Annotated in this window: 17 protein-coding genes and 1 tRNA gene; 11 read left to right on the top strand and 7 right to left on the bottom strand. The window is 64.9% G+C overall.

Annotated elements, in window-relative coordinates; all coding sequences use genetic code 11:
* The first annotated feature begins 2 nt into the window (after window positions 1-2).
* Window positions 3-1,067 carry a tartrate dehydrogenase gene (locus LKE06_RS29550; protein WP_228002691.1) on the top strand — a complete coding sequence of 355 codons (1,065 nt, stop codon included), beginning with the start codon at window positions 3-5 and terminating at the stop codon, window positions 1,065-1,067.
* A 290-nt stretch (window positions 1,068-1,357) separates the two neighbouring features.
* Here LKE06_RS29550 and LKE06_RS29545 read toward each other — a convergent pair whose 3' ends face one another.
* Entirely contained in the window at window positions 1,358-2,038 is a 681-nt protein-coding gene (locus LKE06_RS29545; protein ID WP_228003257.1) for a metal-dependent transcriptional regulator, read from the bottom strand.
* A gap of 465 nt (window positions 2,039-2,503) precedes the next feature.
* On the opposite strand from LKE06_RS29545, the gene LKE06_RS29540 reads away from it, so the two are divergent.
* From LKE06_RS29540 to LKE06_RS29520, 5 genes are all read left to right on the top strand, one after another.
* Window positions 2,504-3,463, top strand: coding sequence for a bifunctional riboflavin kinase/FAD synthetase (locus tag LKE06_RS29540; RefSeq protein ID WP_228002689.1), 960 nt, complete (start codon window positions 2,504-2,506; stop codon window positions 3,461-3,463).
* Between the two features lie 148 nt (window positions 3,464-3,611).
* On the top strand, window positions 3,612-3,881 hold the full coding sequence (rpsO, locus tag LKE06_RS29535) for a 30S ribosomal protein S15 (RefSeq protein ID WP_014986888.1): 270 nt from the start codon (window positions 3,612-3,614) through the stop codon (window positions 3,879-3,881).
* 393 nt (window positions 3,882-4,274) lie between these two features.
* Window positions 4,275-6,554 carry a polyribonucleotide nucleotidyltransferase gene (locus LKE06_RS29530; RefSeq protein ID WP_228002688.1) on the top strand — a complete coding sequence of 760 codons (2,280 nt, stop codon included), beginning with the start codon at window positions 4,275-4,277 and terminating at the stop codon, window positions 6,552-6,554.
* 95 nt (window positions 6,555-6,649) lie between these two features.
* Window positions 6,650-7,945: a M16 family metallopeptidase gene (locus tag LKE06_RS29525; protein ID WP_228002687.1), complete on the top strand. Its 1,296-nt coding sequence runs from the start codon at window positions 6,650-6,652 to the stop codon at window positions 7,943-7,945.
* A gap of 51 nt (window positions 7,946-7,996) precedes the next feature.
* Window positions 7,997-9,499: a tetratricopeptide repeat protein gene (locus LKE06_RS29520; RefSeq protein ID WP_228002686.1), complete on the top strand. Its 1,503-nt coding sequence runs from the start codon at window positions 7,997-7,999 to the stop codon at window positions 9,497-9,499.
* 129 nt (window positions 9,500-9,628) lie between these two features.
* Here LKE06_RS29520 and LKE06_RS29515 read toward each other — a convergent pair whose 3' ends face one another.
* On the bottom strand, window positions 9,629-9,952 hold the full coding sequence (locus LKE06_RS29515; RefSeq protein ID WP_228002685.1) for an ArsR/SmtB family transcription factor: 324 nt from the start codon (window positions 9,950-9,952) through the stop codon (window positions 9,629-9,631).
* A gap of 93 nt (window positions 9,953-10,045) precedes the next feature.
* Between LKE06_RS29515 and LKE06_RS29510 the strand changes: the two genes are divergently transcribed.
* Both LKE06_RS29510 and LKE06_RS29505 read left to right on the top strand, forming a co-directional pair.
* A complete protein-coding gene (locus LKE06_RS29510) occupies window positions 10,046-11,260 on the top strand; it encodes an MFS transporter (RefSeq protein WP_372477455.1) in 1,215 nt (404 codons plus the stop codon).
* A 114-nt stretch (window positions 11,261-11,374) separates the two neighbouring features.
* Window positions 11,375-11,450: transfer RNA gene (locus LKE06_RS29505), tRNA-Gly, on the top strand.
* A gap of 254 nt (window positions 11,451-11,704) precedes the next feature.
* Here LKE06_RS29505 and LKE06_RS29500 read toward each other — a convergent pair.
* The 3 genes from LKE06_RS29500 to LKE06_RS29490 form a co-directional block, all read right to left on the bottom strand.
* Entirely contained in the window at window positions 11,705-12,436 is a 732-nt protein-coding gene (locus LKE06_RS29500) for an NUDIX hydrolase (protein ID WP_228002684.1), read from the bottom strand.
* Window positions 12,437-12,589: 153 nt separating this feature from the next.
* Entirely contained in the window at window positions 12,590-13,030 is a 441-nt protein-coding gene (locus tag LKE06_RS29495; RefSeq protein WP_228002683.1) for a YybH family protein, read from the bottom strand.
* Window positions 13,031-13,118: 88 nt separating this feature from the next.
* Complete coding sequence (locus tag LKE06_RS29490) at window positions 13,119-13,736, bottom strand: hypothetical protein (RefSeq protein ID WP_228002681.1); 618 nt, start codon at window positions 13,734-13,736, stop codon at window positions 13,119-13,121.
* A gap of 743 nt (window positions 13,737-14,479) precedes the next feature.
* Here LKE06_RS29490 and LKE06_RS29485 point away from each other — a divergent pair.
* Complete coding sequence (locus tag LKE06_RS29485) at window positions 14,480-14,794, top strand: hypothetical protein (protein ID WP_228002680.1); 315 nt, start codon at window positions 14,480-14,482, stop codon at window positions 14,792-14,794.
* A 50-nt stretch (window positions 14,795-14,844) separates the two neighbouring features.
* Here the strand turns inward: LKE06_RS29485 and LKE06_RS29480 are convergent, their stop codons facing one another.
* Window positions 14,845-15,249: a hypothetical protein gene (locus LKE06_RS29480; RefSeq protein WP_228002679.1), complete on the bottom strand. Its 405-nt coding sequence runs from the start codon at window positions 15,247-15,249 to the stop codon at window positions 14,845-14,847.
* Between the two features lie 86 nt (window positions 15,250-15,335).
* Here LKE06_RS29480 and LKE06_RS29475 point away from each other — a divergent pair, with 86 nt between their 5' ends.
* Window positions 15,336-15,491, top strand: coding sequence for a hypothetical protein (locus LKE06_RS29475; protein WP_228002677.1), 156 nt, complete (start codon window positions 15,336-15,338; stop codon window positions 15,489-15,491).
* Window positions 15,492-15,622: 131 nt separating this feature from the next.
* Here LKE06_RS29475 and LKE06_RS29470 read toward each other — a convergent pair whose 3' ends face one another.
* Entirely contained in the window at window positions 15,623-16,018 is a 396-nt protein-coding gene (locus LKE06_RS29470; protein WP_228002676.1) for a VOC family protein, read from the bottom strand.
* Window positions 16,019-16,212: 194 nt separating this feature from the next.
* On the opposite strand from LKE06_RS29470, the gene LKE06_RS29465 reads away from it, so the two are divergent.
* Window positions 16,213-17,319 carry an alcohol dehydrogenase catalytic domain-containing protein gene (locus LKE06_RS29465; protein WP_228002674.1) on the top strand — a complete coding sequence of 369 codons (1,107 nt, stop codon included), beginning with the start codon at window positions 16,213-16,215 and terminating at the stop codon, window positions 17,317-17,319.
* The last annotated feature ends 340 nt before the right edge of the window (window positions 17,320-17,659 follow it).

Here is a 17,659-nt window from a genome sequence, read left to right as displayed (position 1 = left end):
GGGTGAGTAGATACCGCGTCGCGACCATTCCAGGTGACGGCATCGGCGTCGATGTGACCGCCGAGGCCATCCGCGTGCTCGACGCGGCCCTGCCCGGCATCGAATGGACCGAATTCGATTGGTCCTGTGAGAATTACCTGCGCACCGGCGCGATGATGCCCGCCGACGGACCGGACCGGCTCACCGAATTCGACGCGATCCTATTGGGCGCGGTCGGCTTCCCGGGGGTTCCCGACCATATCTCGCTGTGGGGTCTGCTGATTCCACTGCGTCGTGCCTTCGGTCAGTACGTCAACCTGCGCCCGGTGCGACTACTGCCCGGCACCGAATCGGCGTTGCGCGATCGAACCGCCGCCGACCTGGACATTCTTATCGTGCGAGAGAACTCCGAAGGAGAATATTCCGAAATCGGCGGCACACATAACCCCGGTCGCCCCGACGAATTCGTACTGCAGGAATCGGTGTTCACCCGCGTCGGCTGTGAACGGATCATCCGCTATGCATTCGAACGCGCCGCCCAACGCGGCGGAAGGTTGTGCTCGGCCACCAAATCGAATGGGCTCATCCACTCGATGCCGTACTGGGATAGCGTCTTCGAGCGGATCGCCACCGAGTATCCCGGGGTCGAGACCAGGCAAATGCACGTCGACGCACTCGCCGCCGAAATTGTGCTGCACCCCGACCGTCTGGACGTGATCGTCGGCTCGAACCTGTTCGGCGACATCCTGTCCGATCTGGCCGCCGCCGTTACCGGCGGACTCGGTATGGCACCCTCCGGCAATATCAACCCCTCCGGCGACGCCCCCTCGATGTTCGAGGCCGTACACGGCAGTGCCCCCGACATCGCAGGTCAGGGCATCGCCAATCCGGTAGCCCAGATCCTCGCCGCCGCCATGATGCTCGAGCAACTGGGTGAACACGACGCGGCTGCCGCGATCGACCGCGCCGTCTGCGATGTCCTCGACAAAGGCGACATCCGCACAGCGGACCTCGGCGGCACCGCCACCACAACCGATCTCGGAACCGCAATCGCGCAGCGCGTCGCCGAGCTTGTGGTGCACGGCTGACAGTGGTGCGGCGGTGTGACCGATACGGGTGCGTGTGATCTCGCTGGTTCACCCTGCCCGATTCCGGTGCGCCGCAATCGGATGACCGCACAGTGCGCAGGTGCCGATCAGCGGCATTACCGGGAGCCCACTGCGATCAGGTGTGGCCGCTCGCCGAGGCCCTTGCAGGGGGCGACGGTTCCCTGGCACCGCGCGCACTGTTGTCCACCAAACGTTGTTCGCCTCGGCAACTGCGGTCGGCGTCGACTCCACTGGGCTCTACCTCAGCGGCCTCGACGGCTGACGTGCGGTCAGTCGGCGGAGGTGAGCCAGATGGCCTCGGCGGCGGGGCGGCCGAGGTCGGTGGGGCTGGTGCTGGTGCCGGTGCCGATGCGGATGGCGATGGTGCCCGCGAAGTCGCGGCGTTCGACGACGGTGATCGGTGTGTCCAGTGCGATCCCCACTGAATCGAAGTAGCGCAGCATGTCCGGGTCGGCGTCGGAAATTCTTGCGACGCGGCCGGATTCGCCATCGTTGAAGTCGCTGAGCTGGCGGGCGGGTGGGGTCGGGACCGCGCCGTCGTCGGATGGGATGGGATCGCCGTGCGGATCGCGATCGGGGAAGCCGAGTTTGGCGTCGATGCGCGCCATCAATAGTTCCGACACCGCGTGTTCGAGCACTTCAGCCTCGTCGTGCACCTCGTCCCAGCCGTAACCGAGCTCGCTGACGAGGAACGTCTCGATAAGCCGGTGCCTACGCACCATGGCAATCGCGGCGAGCCGCCCGTTCTCGGTGAGCGTGATCGACCCGTAGCGGGCGTGCTCGACCAAACCCTGGTCGGCGAGTTTGCGGACCGCCTCGGAAACGGTGGACGCCGAGACGCCGATCCGCTCGGCGAGCAATTTCGTCGAAACCTTCTCCTGCGACCACTCCTGGGCGGTCCAGATCACCTTCAGATAGTCCTGGGCCACCGAGGAGAGCGCCGGTGCCATCGTCGTGGTGCCGCCCGACCCGGCCGCATCGGCCACCGGTGCGGACGGTCTGACCGCCTGCGCGGAATTGCCGGTCACCTGCGCCGATGTGTCGGCCAGCTCGCGTCGGGTGGCGATATCTCGTTTACCGGGCACATACCCGAGCTTATGCATATGCCTGCGAATTCACACACCCCGCGCGGCCGAACCCCGGTATTCACCGCCTGCATATGTGACCGGAAGCGTTGTGTGACATCAGCTCGCCCGAATGCTGTTCGCTACCGGATTCGCGTCCGCGGATCGTCGGCTTCGTTGCGGCGCGTCGTTTACATCGGGCACCGCACGATAGGCAGCTGCCTCGGGCTCGGCTGCGGTGCGGCGGACTTCGGTCGCATTACGTCCGGCATCATTCGATCGGCGGCTTGCTCCAGCCCGGCGCGGACTTCGGTCGGACTGCGTCCGGCAGCGCACGATAGGCTGCGGACTGTGCAGAGATGGCGAAGTCTCGACGAGGTCCCCGCAGACTGGGGGCGATGCGTGGTCACGATCGGCGTATTCGACGGAGTGCACCGCGGCCACGCGCAGCTGATCAGCAAAGCCGTGAAGTCCGCTGCCGCGCGCGGTATTCCGGCGGTGCTGATGACCTTCGACCCGCACCCGATGGAGGTCGTGCGCCCCGGTTCACATCCGGCGCAACTGACCACGCTGGCCCGGCGTGCCGAATTGGCCGAGGAACTCGGTGTCGACGTGTTCTGCGTGATGCCGTTCACCCAGGATTTCATGAAACTGACACCTGGCCGCTACGTGCACGATCTACTGGTCGAGCGACTGCATGTGGTCGAGGTCGTCGTCGGCGACAACTTCACCTTCGGCAAGAAGGCCGCAGGCACCGTCGATACCATGCGTGAGCTGGGGGAGCGCTTCGGTTTCGAGGTCGATGGTGTGAAGCTGATCGGCGAGCACGCGGTCACCTTCTCCTCCACCTACATTCGTGCCTGTGTCGACGCGGGCGATATGGCCGCGGCCGCCGAAGCCCTAGGCCGCCCGCATCGGGTCGAAGGCGTGGTGGTGCACGGCGACGGCCGCGGCCGGGAACTCGGATTTCCCACCGCGAATGTCGCGCCACCGATGCACGCCGCAATCCCCGCCGATGGCGTATTCGCGGGTTGGTTCACCGTGCTCGGCCCCGGCCCGACCATCGGCACCGTGACACCGGGCGAACGCGTGATGGCCGCGATCTCGGTCGGCACCAACCCGACCTTCTCCGGGCGAGCCCGCACCGTCGAGGCCCATGTCCTCGATGGCGAAGCTGACCTGTACGGCCAGCACGTCGCGGTGGACTTCGTCGAACACCTGCGCGGCATGCGCAAGTTCGCGTCGATCGAGGATCTTCTCGAAGCGATGGGCCGCGACGTCGAGAACACTCGCAAAGTGCTGGGTGCCTGATGCCTGGCGACGCAGGTGACCGCGATTCGGTCTGCCGGTAGTCGTCCGGTAGGGTGAGTCCTCGGGTTTGCTGCGGTCCGCGGTGGCGCCCGACCCGGGAAACCGGAGTCTCCGAGCGCGGCACTGAAAAATTAGGAGTGGATGCCCCATGGCATTGACCACCGAGCAGAAGTCGGCAATCCTCAAGGAATACGGCCTGCACGAGAAGGACACCGGTTCGCCGGAGGCCCAGATCGCGCTGCTGTCCAAGCGGATCTCCGACCTCACCGAGCACCTGAAGGTGCACAAGCACGACCACCACACCCGCCACGGCCTGCTTGCCCTGATCGGTCGCCGTCGTCGGCTCTCGAAGTACCTGGCGGCCAACGACATCCAGCGTTACCGTTCGCTGATCGAGCGCCTCGGCCTGCGGAGGTAACAGCGCTGACTCGCTGCTTTGGCAGGTAGTTGGTGAGACGGCCGACGGGGAGACGTACACTCTTCCCGTTGGCCTTTTGTGTATTCGGGGTGGGTGCCGGTAGCGACTGCTCGAGAGTTGCTCGAGGCAGCACCGCCCCAACTGCACGACAACATTGCACAGCCGTATGCACCCGTCACGTGGCGTCGGTCTTCGGTAGTGGCCTCCCGGCAGGTGTCGGCGGGCTTCGATCGATGACCGCCTCCGCGTCGCCGAATCCAAGGGGATCTGGCGGGGTGCGCGCGTTGCAGCCAGGAGGGTTGCCGCGCGCCCGGAACCGGTATGGCTGACGACAGCCGAATCGCGCCCATGACGCGCACGACTCGGCGAAAGACGAGAGGTTGAGAGAAGAAAATGACCGAAACAACTGAACGCACGACCTCGGCCGTAGAGGTCGAACCCGGTGTGTTCGAGTCCGTCGCGCTGATCGATAACGGCAGCTACGGCACCCGCACCGTCCGCTTCGAGACCGGCCGTCTGGCCCGTCAGGCCGCCGGCTCGGTCGTCGCCTACCTGGACAACGAGACCATGCTGCTTTCGGCCACCTCGGCGGGCAAGCATCCCAAGGACCAGTTCGACTTCTTCCCGTTGACGGTCGATGTCGAGGAGCGGATGTACGCCGCCGGTCGCATTCCGGGCTCATTCTTCCGCCGTGAGGGCCGCCCGTCCACCGACGCGATCCTGACCTGCCGCCTGATCGACCGGCCGCTGCGCCCGTCGTTCGTCGACGGTCTGCGTAACGAGATCCAGGTCGTCGTCACCGTGATGAGCCTGGACCCCAATGATCTCTACGACGTCGTCGCCATCAACGCCGCGTCCGCGTCCACCCAGATCGCGGGACTGCCGTTCTCCGGTCCGGTCGGCGGTGTGCGTGTCGCGCTGATCGAAGGCCAGTGGGTCGCGTTCCCGACCGTCGAGCAGCTCGAAGGCGCCGTGTTCGACATGGTCGTCGCCGGGCGCGTGGTCGAGTCCGGTGACGTCGCGATCATGATGGTCGAGGCCGAGGCCACCGACAAGGTCATCGCGCTGGTCGAGGGTGGCGCGCAGGCGCCCACCGAGGCCGTTGTCGCCGAGGGCCTGGAGGCCGCGAAGCCGTTTATCGCCCGCCTGTGCAAGGCCCAGCAGGACCTGGCATCGCTGGCGGCCAAGCCGACCGGTGAGTTCCCGCTGTTCCCGCCGTACGAGGCCGATGTCTACGAGGCCGTCGAGGGCACCGCCAAGCGTGAGCTCGGCGCGGCGCTGTCGATCGCCGACAAGCAGGAGCGCGAGGCGAAGATCGATGAGATCAAGCTCGACGTGCTTTCGCGGCTGGGTGAGGACTTCGTCGGTCGCGAGAAGGAGCTGGGCGCGGCGTTCCGCTCGGTTACCAAGAAGCTTGTGCGCCAGCGCATTCTGACCGATGGCTTCCGCATCGACGGCCGTGGCCTGGCCGATATCCGGGCGCTGTCCGCGGAGGTCGCAGTCGTGCCCCGCGCGCACGGTTCGGCGCTGTTCGAGCGCGGCGAGACCCAGATCCTCGGTGTCACCACGCTGGACATGGTGAAGATGGCGCAGCAGGTCGACTCACTCGGCCCGGAGACCAGCAAGCGCTACATGCACCACTACAACTTCCCGCCGTACTCCACCGGTGAGACCGGTCGCGTCGGTTCGCCGAAGCGTCGCGAAATCGGCCACGGCGCACTCGCCGAGCGCGCCCTGATGCCGGTGCTGCCGAGCCAGGAAGAGTTCCCCTACGCCATCCGTCAGGTGTCGGAAGCGTTGTCCTCCAACGGTTCCACCTCGATGGGTTCGGTGTGCGCCTCGACCCTGTCGCTGCTCAATGCCGGTGTGCCGCTGAAGGCGCCGGTCGCGGGTATCGCAATGGGTCTGGTATCGGACACCATCACCAACGACAAGGGTGAGGACGAGGTCCGCTACGTCGCACTGACCGACATCCTCGGCGCCGAGGATGCCTTCGGCGACATGGACTTCAAGGTCGCGGGCACCAGCGAGTTCGTCACCGCCCTGCAGCTGGACACCAAGCTCGACGGCATCCCCTCGCAGGTGCTCGCCGGTGCGTTGGCCCAGGCGCACGACGCCCGCACCACCATCCTGGAAGTGATGGCCGAGGCCATCGCCAGCCCGGACGAGATGAGCCCCTACGCTCCGCGCGTCACCGCGATCAAGATCCCGGTCGACAAGATCGGTGAGGTCATCGGCCCGAAGGGCAAGGTGATCAACCAGATCACCGAGGAGACCGGCGCCAACATCTCGATCGAAGATGACGGCACTGTCTACGTCGGTGCGACCAACGGCCCGGCGGCGCAGGCGGCGATCGACCAGATCAACGCCATCGCGAACCCGCAGTTGCCGAAGGTCGGCGAGCGCTTCCTCGGCACGGTCGTCAAGACCACCGCCTTCGGCGCGTTCGTCTCGCTGCTGCCGGGCCGCGACGGCCTGGTGCACATCTCCAAGCTGGGCAACGGCAAGCGTGTCGCGAAGGTCGAGGACGTGGTGAACGTCGGCGACAAACTGCGCGTGGAGATCGCCGATATCGACAACCGCGGAAAGATTTCGCTGGTGCCGGTCGACGAGTCTGCCGACGAGCCCGCCGCCGACGAGACCGTTGATGCGGGCACGGCGGAGACCGAGTAGTACTTGTCTGCGTGACGAAGAAGAAAACGGGAACCCCTCTGCTCCTCGGCGAGCAGGGGGGTTCGTCACCAGAGCTCCGGATGGGCGAAATTCCGATGACCGATACCGGGGTGCGGCGCACCGTCCTGCCAGGCGGATTACGTGTGGTAACCGAGCATGTGCCCGGCGTCCGATCGGCATCGGTCGGCGTCTGGGTCGGGGTAGGTTCGCGCGATGAGGGACCAACTGTCGCGGGCGCGGCGCACTTCCTGGAGCACCTGCTGTTCAAGGCGACTCCGACACGGTCGGCGTTGGATATCGCGCAGGCGATGGACGCGGTCGGCGGCGAGCTCAATGCGTTCACCGCAAAGGAGCAGACCTGCTACTACGCGCACGTGATCGACGATGATCTGCCGTTGGCCGTCGAGTTGGTGTCCGATGTGGTGCTCAACGGGTTGTGCCGGGCCTCGGATGTGGACGTGGAACGGCAGGTGGTGCTCGAGGAGATCGCCATGCGCGATGACGATCCGGAGGACCTGGTCGGCGACGCGTTCCTGAGTGCGCTGTTCGGGGACCACCCGATCGGCCGACCGGTAATCGGCTCGACCGACTCCATCGAGGCGATGCGGGCAACGCAATTGCGCGGATTCCATCTGCGGCGCTACCGGCCGGACCGGATGGTTGTCGCGGTCGCGGGCAACGTGGAGCACGACCATACCGTCGAACTGGTGCACCGCGCGTTCGCCGATCGGCTCGATCCGGCGGCCGCGCCCATGCCGCGCCGTGAAGGCCGGTTCCGGCCGCATAGCGCTCCGGACCTGCAGTGGATCAACCGCGACAGTGAGCAGGCGCACCTGGCCTTCGGCGTGCGTGCCTTCGGCAGGCACGAAGGCGAGCAGCGCTGGCCGCTGTCGGTACTGAACACCGTGGTCGGTGGCGGGTTGAGTTCGCGGCTGTTCCAACGGGTTCGGGAGGAACGTGGCCTGGCGTACTCGGTGTATTCGAGCGTCGACACCTTCGCCGATACCGGGGCGTTCTCGGTGTACATCGGCTGCCAGCCGGAGAACCTCGGCGAGGTAGCGTCGTTGACCCGTGGTGTGCTGGAAGAGGTTGCCGCGGACGGGATTACCGATGCCGAATGCGCGCGAGCCAAGGGGGCATTGCGCGGCGGGTTGGTACTGGGACTGGAGGATTCCGCGTCCAGGATGAACCGGATCGGCCGCAGCGAACTGAGTTACGGCAATCATCGCAGCGTGTCGGAAACGTTGGCGCGCATCGATGCCGTGACCACTCAGGAAGTGTCGGCGATCGCCGCGACGCTGCTGGCTCGGCCGTTCGCCGCCTCGGTCGCCGGGCCCTACCGCCGGGCCCGGGAGCTGCCTGCTCCGGTCCGTCGATTGGTCGATAGCTGACAGATCGGGTGGCCAACCGAAAGCGTTGGCGCCGAATGTGATCGGGGGAATATGGCAACGACGGAGTCAGCGCTCGCGCGGGCGGAGGCGGCAGTACAGCTGGGGCGGCTCGAGCACGCGCGTCAGATCATCGGCGAGGCGCTCGTCGCCGCGCCGCACGATCCCGCACTGCTGGAGCGGATGGCCGATCTGGCCTACCGGCTCGGTCGGACCGACGAGGCATTGCGGATGGCGGGCTCGGCGCTGGCCACCGACCCCGACCGCTACGACGCACATCTAACTGCCGCACTGTCTTTCGAAACCTTCGGTAAGCACGAGCAGGCGCTGTCGCACGCGCGCAGCGCGGTCGCGCTGGATCCAGCGCAGGTGCCCGGCCTGTTGACATTGGCTGCCGTGCTCTCCGGCATGCCGGGCAAGTCCGTCGCCACCCGAGCGGAGGCCCGGCAAGCGCTCGAGCAGGCCATACGGCTCGCGCCCGGACATGCGGGGACACACGCGTACGTCGCGGGCGTATATCGGCGGCTCGGCGATCGGGAAGCGGCCGGAAAGCACGTCGACGCGGGCCTTGTCGCCGACCCGACCAACACCGACCTTCTCGCCCAGAAAGCGAAACTAGAGATATCGCGGCGCGCAGCCGTGCGAATCCTGCGCGGTTTGCTCGGCTCGCGGCCCGAGCATACCGAGGCCCGTAAACTACTTGCCGCCATCACCTGGCGCGCCCTCTTGCGTCTGGTGGTGTGGCTGTGGTTTTTTGCGATCAGCTTCGTGATCGCCTCGATGTGGCTCGGCCCCGGCGTACTGCGGGTGCTGAGCCTCGCATTGTTCGTGATCATCCCGGTGGCCTGGACCGGAGTGTTCCGGGGGTTACGAAAGCAATTGCCGCCGGGCTATTTACGTCAGCGCCTGCTGCGCAGGGCCGGGCCGATGCTCGCGCTGATCGGGCTGGTGTTCGCGACATTGATCGCCGATCTCGGCACCATCGTGGTGCGGCTGGACTGGACGGCGGATTCGGTGCGCGGCGGGTACATCCTGTTGGTGGCGGGCGTGGTCGGGGCGGCGCTGGCGCATATGTTGTTCTTCGGTGCCTGGTTGCGCGGAAAGGGCGGCGAGAACGATCGAGAGGCCAGTTTCGACTATGCCGCCGGTGGGGTGATCGTTCTGAGCTTTGCCGCACCGGCCGTGCTGGGATTGCTTGCCGTGCTGCGGCATTGGTCCCGTCAGCCCGCAGCGTTCTGGGCTGCAGTCGCGATCGCCTCGATTATCGCTGTTACCTTGCTGATCGAGATGCTGACCGCGGTCTTACTGGACCGGAGACCGTTCCGAGTCGGCTGGGTCGCACTGGCGGCGGTGCCGATTCTGGTCTTGGCGATATGCGGAATTTGGTGGGGCGCAAACCGAATCGTGACGCAAACCTTCCACAGCGAGGAGCGCCTGAAGGTGCCGACCTTTCCGGAAATGCCGCCGCTGCCGCCCGTACCGACCTTCCACTTCACGCCGCCGGTGCTGAGTCCGCCGCCACTCCCACCCGAAATGCCAGAAGGAGATGGGGGATAGGGACGTCCGCTGCCGCGTGGTGGGTGCGTATACAGCGCGGTGCGTACGAATACTGTTGCGAGCGTGGCGGCCCCGATTGCCGCATAACTGGACCGAGACTGCGTGGGCGTTGCGCGTGCGTACCGCCGGTCAGTCGGTCTGGGCGCGGTTGGCGGCGTCGACGATGGGCGCCAGGACACCGGGCAATGCGCTGTCGAGGTCCTCGGTGCGTAGTCGCTGACACGTCTGGCCGTCGATAACCAGTCGCTCGATCACCCCTGCTTCGCGCAGAATCTTGAAGTGATGCGTCGCGGTCGACTTATTGATCACGTCGTAAAGCGCGCCGCAGCGCACGGCGTCGCCGGCATTGCTCAAGCGGCGCACCATCTCCAGCCGCACCGGGTCCTGTAGCGCACCGAGCACCGTGGCCAACGGCGCGACCGTTCCCGGCGCCAGCTCCTTAGCTTCGGTCATGATCTACCTCACTTGGGTTTGAAGTTCATCATACCGAATGTATGGTGAGTGAGTAAGTTCGATGAGTGTCAAACCTACCTGATGGGAGCTGCGATGGCAGCGGCGGTGATGGCGGCCGAAGAACGGACGTCACAACGGTGGGCCTACGCACTGGTGCTGGCCGCCAGCGGTGTGGCGCTCGGAGTATCCGGTGTGCCGGCGCCGCTGTACGGCATCTATGAGCGAGAGTGGGATCTCTCGCCGCTCACCACCACCATTGTTTTCGCGGTGTACGCCGTTGCCGCGCTCGGTGCGGTACTGGTGTCCGGTCGGATCTCCGATGTAGTCGGGCGCAAGCCGGTTCTGCTGGGTGCCATTGCCACCATGATCGCCGGGCTGGTGGTTTTCAGCCTGGCGGATTCCGTGCCGATGCTGCTGCTGGCTCGCGCGTTGCACGGTATTGCCGTCGGCTCGACGGTCGTGGTCGGCGCGGCGGCACTGCTGGATATGCGACCGCACCGCGGCGGGCGGTCCGGGCAGCTCAGTGGTGTTGCCTTCAATGTCGGTATGGCCGTGGCGATTCTGGGATCGGCCTTGCTGGCGCAATACGCGCCCAATCCATTACGCACGCCTTACGTTGTCAGCACCGTGGTCTGCTTGATCATCGGTATCGGTGTGCTCGCGTTGCGTGAACCGCACCATGCGCGGGTCGCAGGTCGGATCCGCATCGCCAAACCGGCTGTGCCGCACGAGATCCGTGGCGACTTCTGGTTCTCGGCGATCGGTGTGATGGCGGCCTGGTCGGTGCTCGGTGTGCTGCTGTCGCTGTATCCGTCACTGGCAACACAGAAAACCGGCATCCACAACCTGGTGTTCGGCGGCGCCGTCGTCGCCTCCACCGCGTTATCCGCCGCAACCACACAGCTTTTCGCCACCGGCGTACCCGCGCAGCGCGCGGCGATAATCGGCGACACCGGCATGGCGATCGCCCTATTACTTACCGTGCCCGCTCTCGGCACCCACAACTGGGTCGTGGTGCTCGCCGCCGGCGTCGTGCTCGGCGCGACCTTCGGTCTCGGCTTCGGCGGTTCGCTGCGTCACCTGTCGGGGGTTGTGCCGCAACATAAGCGGGGCGAAACGATGTCGGCGTACTACCTGCTCGCCTACTCCGCCATGGCATTACCCACCATCCTTGCCGGCTGGGCAGCCACGACCTGGGGCCTCACCACCGTCTTCCCCTGGTTCATCGGCGTCGTCGCGCTGGCCTGCCTCGTCGCCGCCGGTCTGGGATTACGACGCAACCGCGAAGCACTGCAACAGGCAGCGTGACCGGCCTGGGCCGACTCGTAAAGTTGGCCCCACCATACGATTTCCAGTTATAGCCCCCGTCGGCTAATGTTCATTCTCGCGCCACGGTGGCAGAAACCCCCCCGAAACGCGAATGCGGATGTAGCGCAGCTGGTAGCGCATCACCTTGCCAAGGTGAGGGTCGCGGGTTCGAATCCCGTCATCCGCTCCACGAAAACGTTCAGGCCAGGAGCGGTGAGCTAGCCTGGGCGGGTAGGTGTGTCACCACAGATTACTGCCCGACATGCCGGGGGCGCTCCGCCGAAGAACGGACCATCGACAGCAAGAGACGAAGGCGCGGCGGATTCTTAATAGCGACGAATCGAGCAACACCTCGCGCCCAGCGCGACCCCACAAACGGGTGTCGGAGGGTGTCAGAATTTCGGCACTGCCTCACCTTCTTTCCGAAAGTCGGACAGAGCCGGATTATCGACAGACCTTGTTCAAGCTGGATTGGGTAGTTGTGCGCAGTATCGCGGGATGCAGGATAGTTGCTGTGCCGCAGCGGTAAAGCGCAGCTGGGCGGCCACCGTGGCGGTTGGTCTGCTCCCCGGTGGGGATCAGCACACCCTCCGCGCCGGTAATCTTGCGGTGAAAATTCCGCTGGTCAAGGGCATCGCCCCAGACGATCTCGTACACCTTGCGTAACTCGGCGACGGTGAATTCCGGTGGGCAGAACCGGGTAGCGAGCGTGGTGTACTCGAGTTTGCTTCTGGCTCGCTCGACCGCGTCGGCGACGATTCGTACGTGGTCGAAGGCCAGTTCGGTGTGTGCATTCAGCACAGATTCGACGGGTTTCCACGCTGCGGTTCGCGCATCGCCACCCGCTTCGGGTGCTGGAAGGTCGGGAACGAACGCTAGGTAGCAGACGGTCACCACGCGCCTGCGTGGATCGCGGTTCGGTGAGCCATAGGTGCGTAGCTGCTCCAGATGTGCGCAGCCGAGGTCCAGGCCGGTCTCCTCGGTCAGTTCGCGTTCTGCCGCCGCGTCCAGGTCCTCGCGGTTGTCGTCGAGGAATCCGCCGGGTATGGCCAGGAACCCCTGCCACGGCGGGATCCCGCGTTCCACCAGAAGGATTTGCAGGGACTCGTCCCGCACGGTGAGCACCGCGAGGTCTACCGCGATGGCGACTACGGTCTGCTGCCGCAGTCCGATCACGTGTTGCACGGCAGCGCGCCCAGGATCTGGGACCAGTTCCGTGACCTGGTGCGGGAGACATCCCGTCATCCGCTCTCATAAATTCCCAGGTCAGTGGCATCGAGCTACTCCACGAGCGCCACTGCGGTCATAACAGCGTCCTTGTGTGAATCGTCAGGGCTCGAGGTCGGCCACTCCTTTGCCGCTCGAAATATCGAACGGCACAGAAGCCTGGTCGTGCGCGATCAACCACTTGCCATCGATCTTCTGGAAGCAGAAAGTTCCCCGGACCCACATACCGCTCGTCGCCGTTCCGTTCTTCAGCGTGCCGCTGAGCCGACCGAAGCCGTGCCCGAACGCCACATCATCGCCCACAGTGACTGTCAGGTCGCGAACCTCATAAGTCACATCCCGGAAGAACGTGAGCACTTTCGCCCAGTTCTTCAATTTCGCCTCTATCCCTACATGCTGCAGCGGCGGCTCGACGTCGAAGGAAACGACGTCCGTTGCGTACAGCTGCTTCAGGCCCTCGAGATCCTTGGCTTGGATTCCTTCGACTATCTTGTCGACTTGCTGCCTGATCTTGGTTTCGTCTACCTCGCGTTGTGTAGGCATCTCTACCCATCCCTTCCATTCGGTGTGGCAACCCACTGGGCGACCTGCGGACCGTGGCGAGGTGAGGGATGCGTTCTGTCTCCACCCCTTATGTCGATCCGCCGTTCTCGTCGAGCGGTGAGCCGTCGAGGGTTGTTTCGGTTAGTTTCATATTCAGTTGAGCGATTATTCCTGGGCCATCTATGACCCGGGGCCATCTACGAAATTCGAACAGGATTAATCCGGTGCGTTTCTGGCCACGCACCCCATGGTGCGGTGGACGGGTGTCGGCCCCTGCGAATAGCCATTCGTATAAGGGCTGCAGATCGTCCTCGCGCCAGCCCGTGAGGTTCGCGGCGTGCGCTCCGAGGGCGAGTGTCTCGGCCAGGTAGCCGGGATCGAGTACGGTGCAGCGGATGTCGATGTCCAGGGACTCGAATTCGTGTCGCTGCCCGAACCGCCAGTGACCGTGCACGTGGGTTATGGCCTGTGAGACCGACTCGCCTACGAGTAGCCACCCGTAGTCGGTGATGTACGGCGCGTGGTGCTGTAGCCAGCTCCGCTCTTCGCCCGGTAGAACCGACCATGGCTGCGGAACATCCGGAAAAGCTGGCCACACGACTTCGCGACAGTCCCAGTCGGTCATCCAGGACCTGACCTTCTCCCTGTTCGCGATGAACTCGGACCTGAGTTCGTCCGCTTCTTGCCGCTTCGATCGTCGGATCATCCAGATCTCCTCGGTGCCTCGGCCGCTGCCCTTTGGCAGTAGATCCTGATCTCCTTCTGTGTTCCTGTCGACCGTCACATGATCCCCACTGATTGCCGTTCGGTGGGAGCTATCCGGCTGTTAGTTGATAACCTTCAGATAAATCATTGCGCGACAAGCGTATTGCCGTACCAGCGCGCGGCTCGGACCGATCGATCGCGGGAACGTCCTGTCGGCCATGGCATCCAGCCGCTCGGCCGGGGCGGCGATGCGCTGGCTCGGCTCACCCGGTCTCTCGACGTTCGTGACAACTGGCCGATGTGCGGTGGTGGGGTCGCGATCCCGGAGCTCGACAGGCCGCCATTCAGCTGGTCAGATCGATTGTCGTGCACTGCAATCAAGCGTGACGCAATAGTGACATCGCACGCTGTTGACAGCGTGTGATGTCAATATTTAGTCTCGTGGAATCCACACTCTCTGGAACTAGCTCGACGAAGCGATGCGGCGGCTCGGTCCGCGGGCGACCGGTCGCGACGAGGAGGTGCCTGCGATCAACGCACGCAACATCCGAGTCGACTTCGGCCAGGCAGGCGTGGATGCTCACCGCGTTCGAACATACCCTTGTGCTACATCAAATTTGATGCTCGCTCTCGGCAACGCTTCACCGGCGCCGAGAGTCGGCACGGCCGGATCGATGCCGTCAAGAACTATCGCCCGCGGCCGCTCGGCCGATCCACCCGACCATCACCAGAACAGGAACGCTGATGAGGGCGAAGCCCACCGCGCTGGGATATCTCCGCAAAGACATTTCGGGGGTCTCCCTCGAATGGGATGAAATACAAATACGGAGCATCGCGAAACGGCTCGGCTACGAGCTGCCCAAGACGGTGGTGTTCAGTGCTGTCACCGATCACCCGGCGGATCGGCTGATGAATGTCGTCCGGCACACCGACGCGGACGCCGTCATCACGCCGAGCCTGGCGCATTTCGGCGCCGCCGTACCGGATGCGCTGGTGCGGATGTGCGATTTGATCACGGTCGATCCGGAGAGCACCTTCGCACGGAAGGCCAGGTTCTGACCGCCGGATAGCATCGCGTTTGCTTGTGTACAGCGTCCGCCACTGATGTTTCAGGTCGAGATTTCGGTCTCGTGCACAGTGCGCCAGCGGAATCCGGGATCATCGGCCACCAATACCGCGGTGACACGTCGGCAGCTTTCCGTTCCGGCGACACGGTGGGATTCAACGAAGCGGACGACGACGGTATTGCCCTCGCGGGCAAGCTCTTCCACGGCGGATACGTTGATCGTCAACCCTGGCTGGAGATTTCGGGCGGCACGTAGTCCCGAGAGCAAATCCGGCCGGTCGAGTACCTCGCCAGTTGTGGTCACCATGGAGAATTGCTCGTGCTGCGCGGCGGCGAATCGGTCGAAGACATCCGCGGACGCCTCCGAACCCAGCCAGGTGGCCAAGTCGGCGTGCAGCGCCTCGACCGAGGCAACCAGATCATGCGAAGCGGAGACGTCACCAAACATTCGCGAATCATAGGGCGGGGTCCGTCTCACGCTTCGGCGGCGCGCGGCATGCGAAAAGGTTTGCTGCACAGCGGTAGCCGATTCACTTGGATCTCACCAAGATCGCGCTGTCGGTGGCGGCGGGTGTGGGTGGCTCGGTTGCCCTGGCCGCCGGCCCCGGCGCAACCCGCACCGTAGGCAGCACTGACGATCACGGCGCGAGTTTCGCTGACGGTTCATGCAGTGACGCCGAACACCGATGAACGTCGACCATGAATTCGGGTTCCATTGCGGTGCTGCGGATTTGCGTGATCTTTCGGTATCGCCTTCCGCTGCATCGGTAGGCGCTGGAGCGAAGCAGGGCGGCGTCCGCGAATGGCCGCCGCCCTGTGGTCTACTTCGGCCAGCCGCCGTAAGGGACGGTGATCAATTCCATGAAGTGACCGGCGGGGTCGAGGAAGTAGACGCCTCGGCCACCGTCGTTGTGATTTATCTCGTTGACACCGTGTTGTTGCGGGTCGGCCCAATGGTCCAGTTTGTAGCGCTGGATTTTGGCGTAGGCCGCGTCGAACTCGGCTTCGGAGATCAGGAATGCGTAGTGCTGGGGCTGGATTTCGGTGATGTGTGGGGGCACGTTCGCTAAGTCGAAGGTGACTCCATTACCCGTGAGAATAGGGATGAACGGACCCCATTGGGTTCCGATTTCCAGACCGAGGATGTCCGCCCAGAATTCGGCGGATACTCGATTGTCATGGCAACCGACGATGGTGTGATTGAACTGTACTGACAAGAGGATTTCTCCTTGTGTCGTGACGGTCCCGACCCCGGGCTCGGTACAAGGCGGCCAACGGGAGCACCGTCACGGCCGAAAACAGTAACACCAACGGTATCGAATTCGTCAACCCGCTGGAGCGATCGCGTGCCGGGCGGCGCAATACCGGGCATCGCTGGGCGCCGGAGTCCACGGGCGGTAGCGTCGGCGGAATGAAGATTCGTGGAGCTGTCCTGGAGCGGATCGCGGCGCCGGTGCCGTTCGCCGAATCGGCGCCGATCACCGTATGCGATCTGGAGCTGGGCGAACCGGGCCCGGGAGAGCTGCTGGTGCGGATCGAGGCGGCGGGTTTGTGCCATTCGGACCTGTCGGTGGTCGACGGGAACCGCGTGCGGCCGGTGCCGATGTTGCTCGGGCACGAGGCGGCGGGCCGGGTGGAGGCGGTCGGTCCAGGGGATTGCGATATCGCGGTCGGTCAGCGTGTGGTGATGACGTTCCTGCCGCGCTGTGGGGAGTGCGCGGGATGCGCGAGTGCGGGGCGGACACCGTGCGTGCCGGGCAGTGCCGCGAACAACGCGGGTGAATTGCTCGGCGGCGGGCGGCGGCTGCGTCGCGACGGTGAAGAGGTACACCACCATCTCGGTGTGTCGGCGTTCGCGACCTACGCCGTGGTGGATCGCCGTTCGGTGGTACCCGTCGATGACGATGTGCCGCCGGCGGTGGCCGCCGTGCTCGGTTGTGCGGTGCTGACCGGTGGCGGGGCGCTGCTCAACTCCTCGAAACCAGGTCCCGGCGACCGGATCATGGTCGTCGGATTGGGTGGGGTCGGCATGGCGGCGCTGCTGGTGGCGGTGTCGTTGGGCGGCGCCGAGGTGATCGCCGTCGACACCGTCGCGGAAAAGCTCGCTCTGGCAAAGGAACTCGGCGCCACATCGGCCTACACACCGGCCGAAGTCGCCGAACAGGGCGTGGTGGCCGAGGTGGTGGTGGAGGCCGCAGGCAATATCCGCGCCTTCGAAACCGCGGTCGCCGCAACGGCACCTGGTGGTAATACGGTGACGGTCGGGCTGCCCGCCCCCGACGCGCGCGCGAGTATTTCACCACTCGCGCTGGTCGCGCAGGGCCGTTCGATCGTCGGCAGCTATCTCGGCTCGGCTGTGCCGTCGCGCGATATCCCCGAATATGTGCGGATGTGGCGGGCCGGTCGGCTTCCGGTGGAGCGGCTTGTGTCCGCGCACGTCGGTCTCGATGAGATCAACCAGGCGATGGACGAACTCGCCGCCGGGAATGCGCTGCGTCAGGTGATCGTTTTCGACTGAGCTCCGCGGCTGTCAGCTCCGGATTCCGACGCGGGAGTGCGTCGACGAATCTACCCAGGAGGCGGGCGAATGCAGTACCGCGAGACGGTTCGCATCCTCGAAAAGATGGCGGCAAACCTGGCTGGTGGCGAGGCTGATGGAATGGTTGCACGCGATTGATGAGGATCGACTGTTCCTCAGTGTGCTGACGATCGGGGAAATTCGTCGCGGTGTCACTCGCAACGGTGAGGACTTTCGGGCATCTGGAGTGCCGGTGATCTGTCCATGGAGCCGGTAACGGTCTCGCACAACTAAGGGAACCACTGCGGCTATTGGCCGATTGAATTCCAGGCGTGCGAGC

This window comes from Nocardia australiensis (assembly GCF_020733705.1).
Classification (GTDB): Bacteria; Actinomycetota; Actinomycetes; order Mycobacteriales; family Mycobacteriaceae; genus Nocardia; species Nocardia australiensis.
This window is presented reverse-complemented; position numbering and strand designations above follow the sequence as displayed.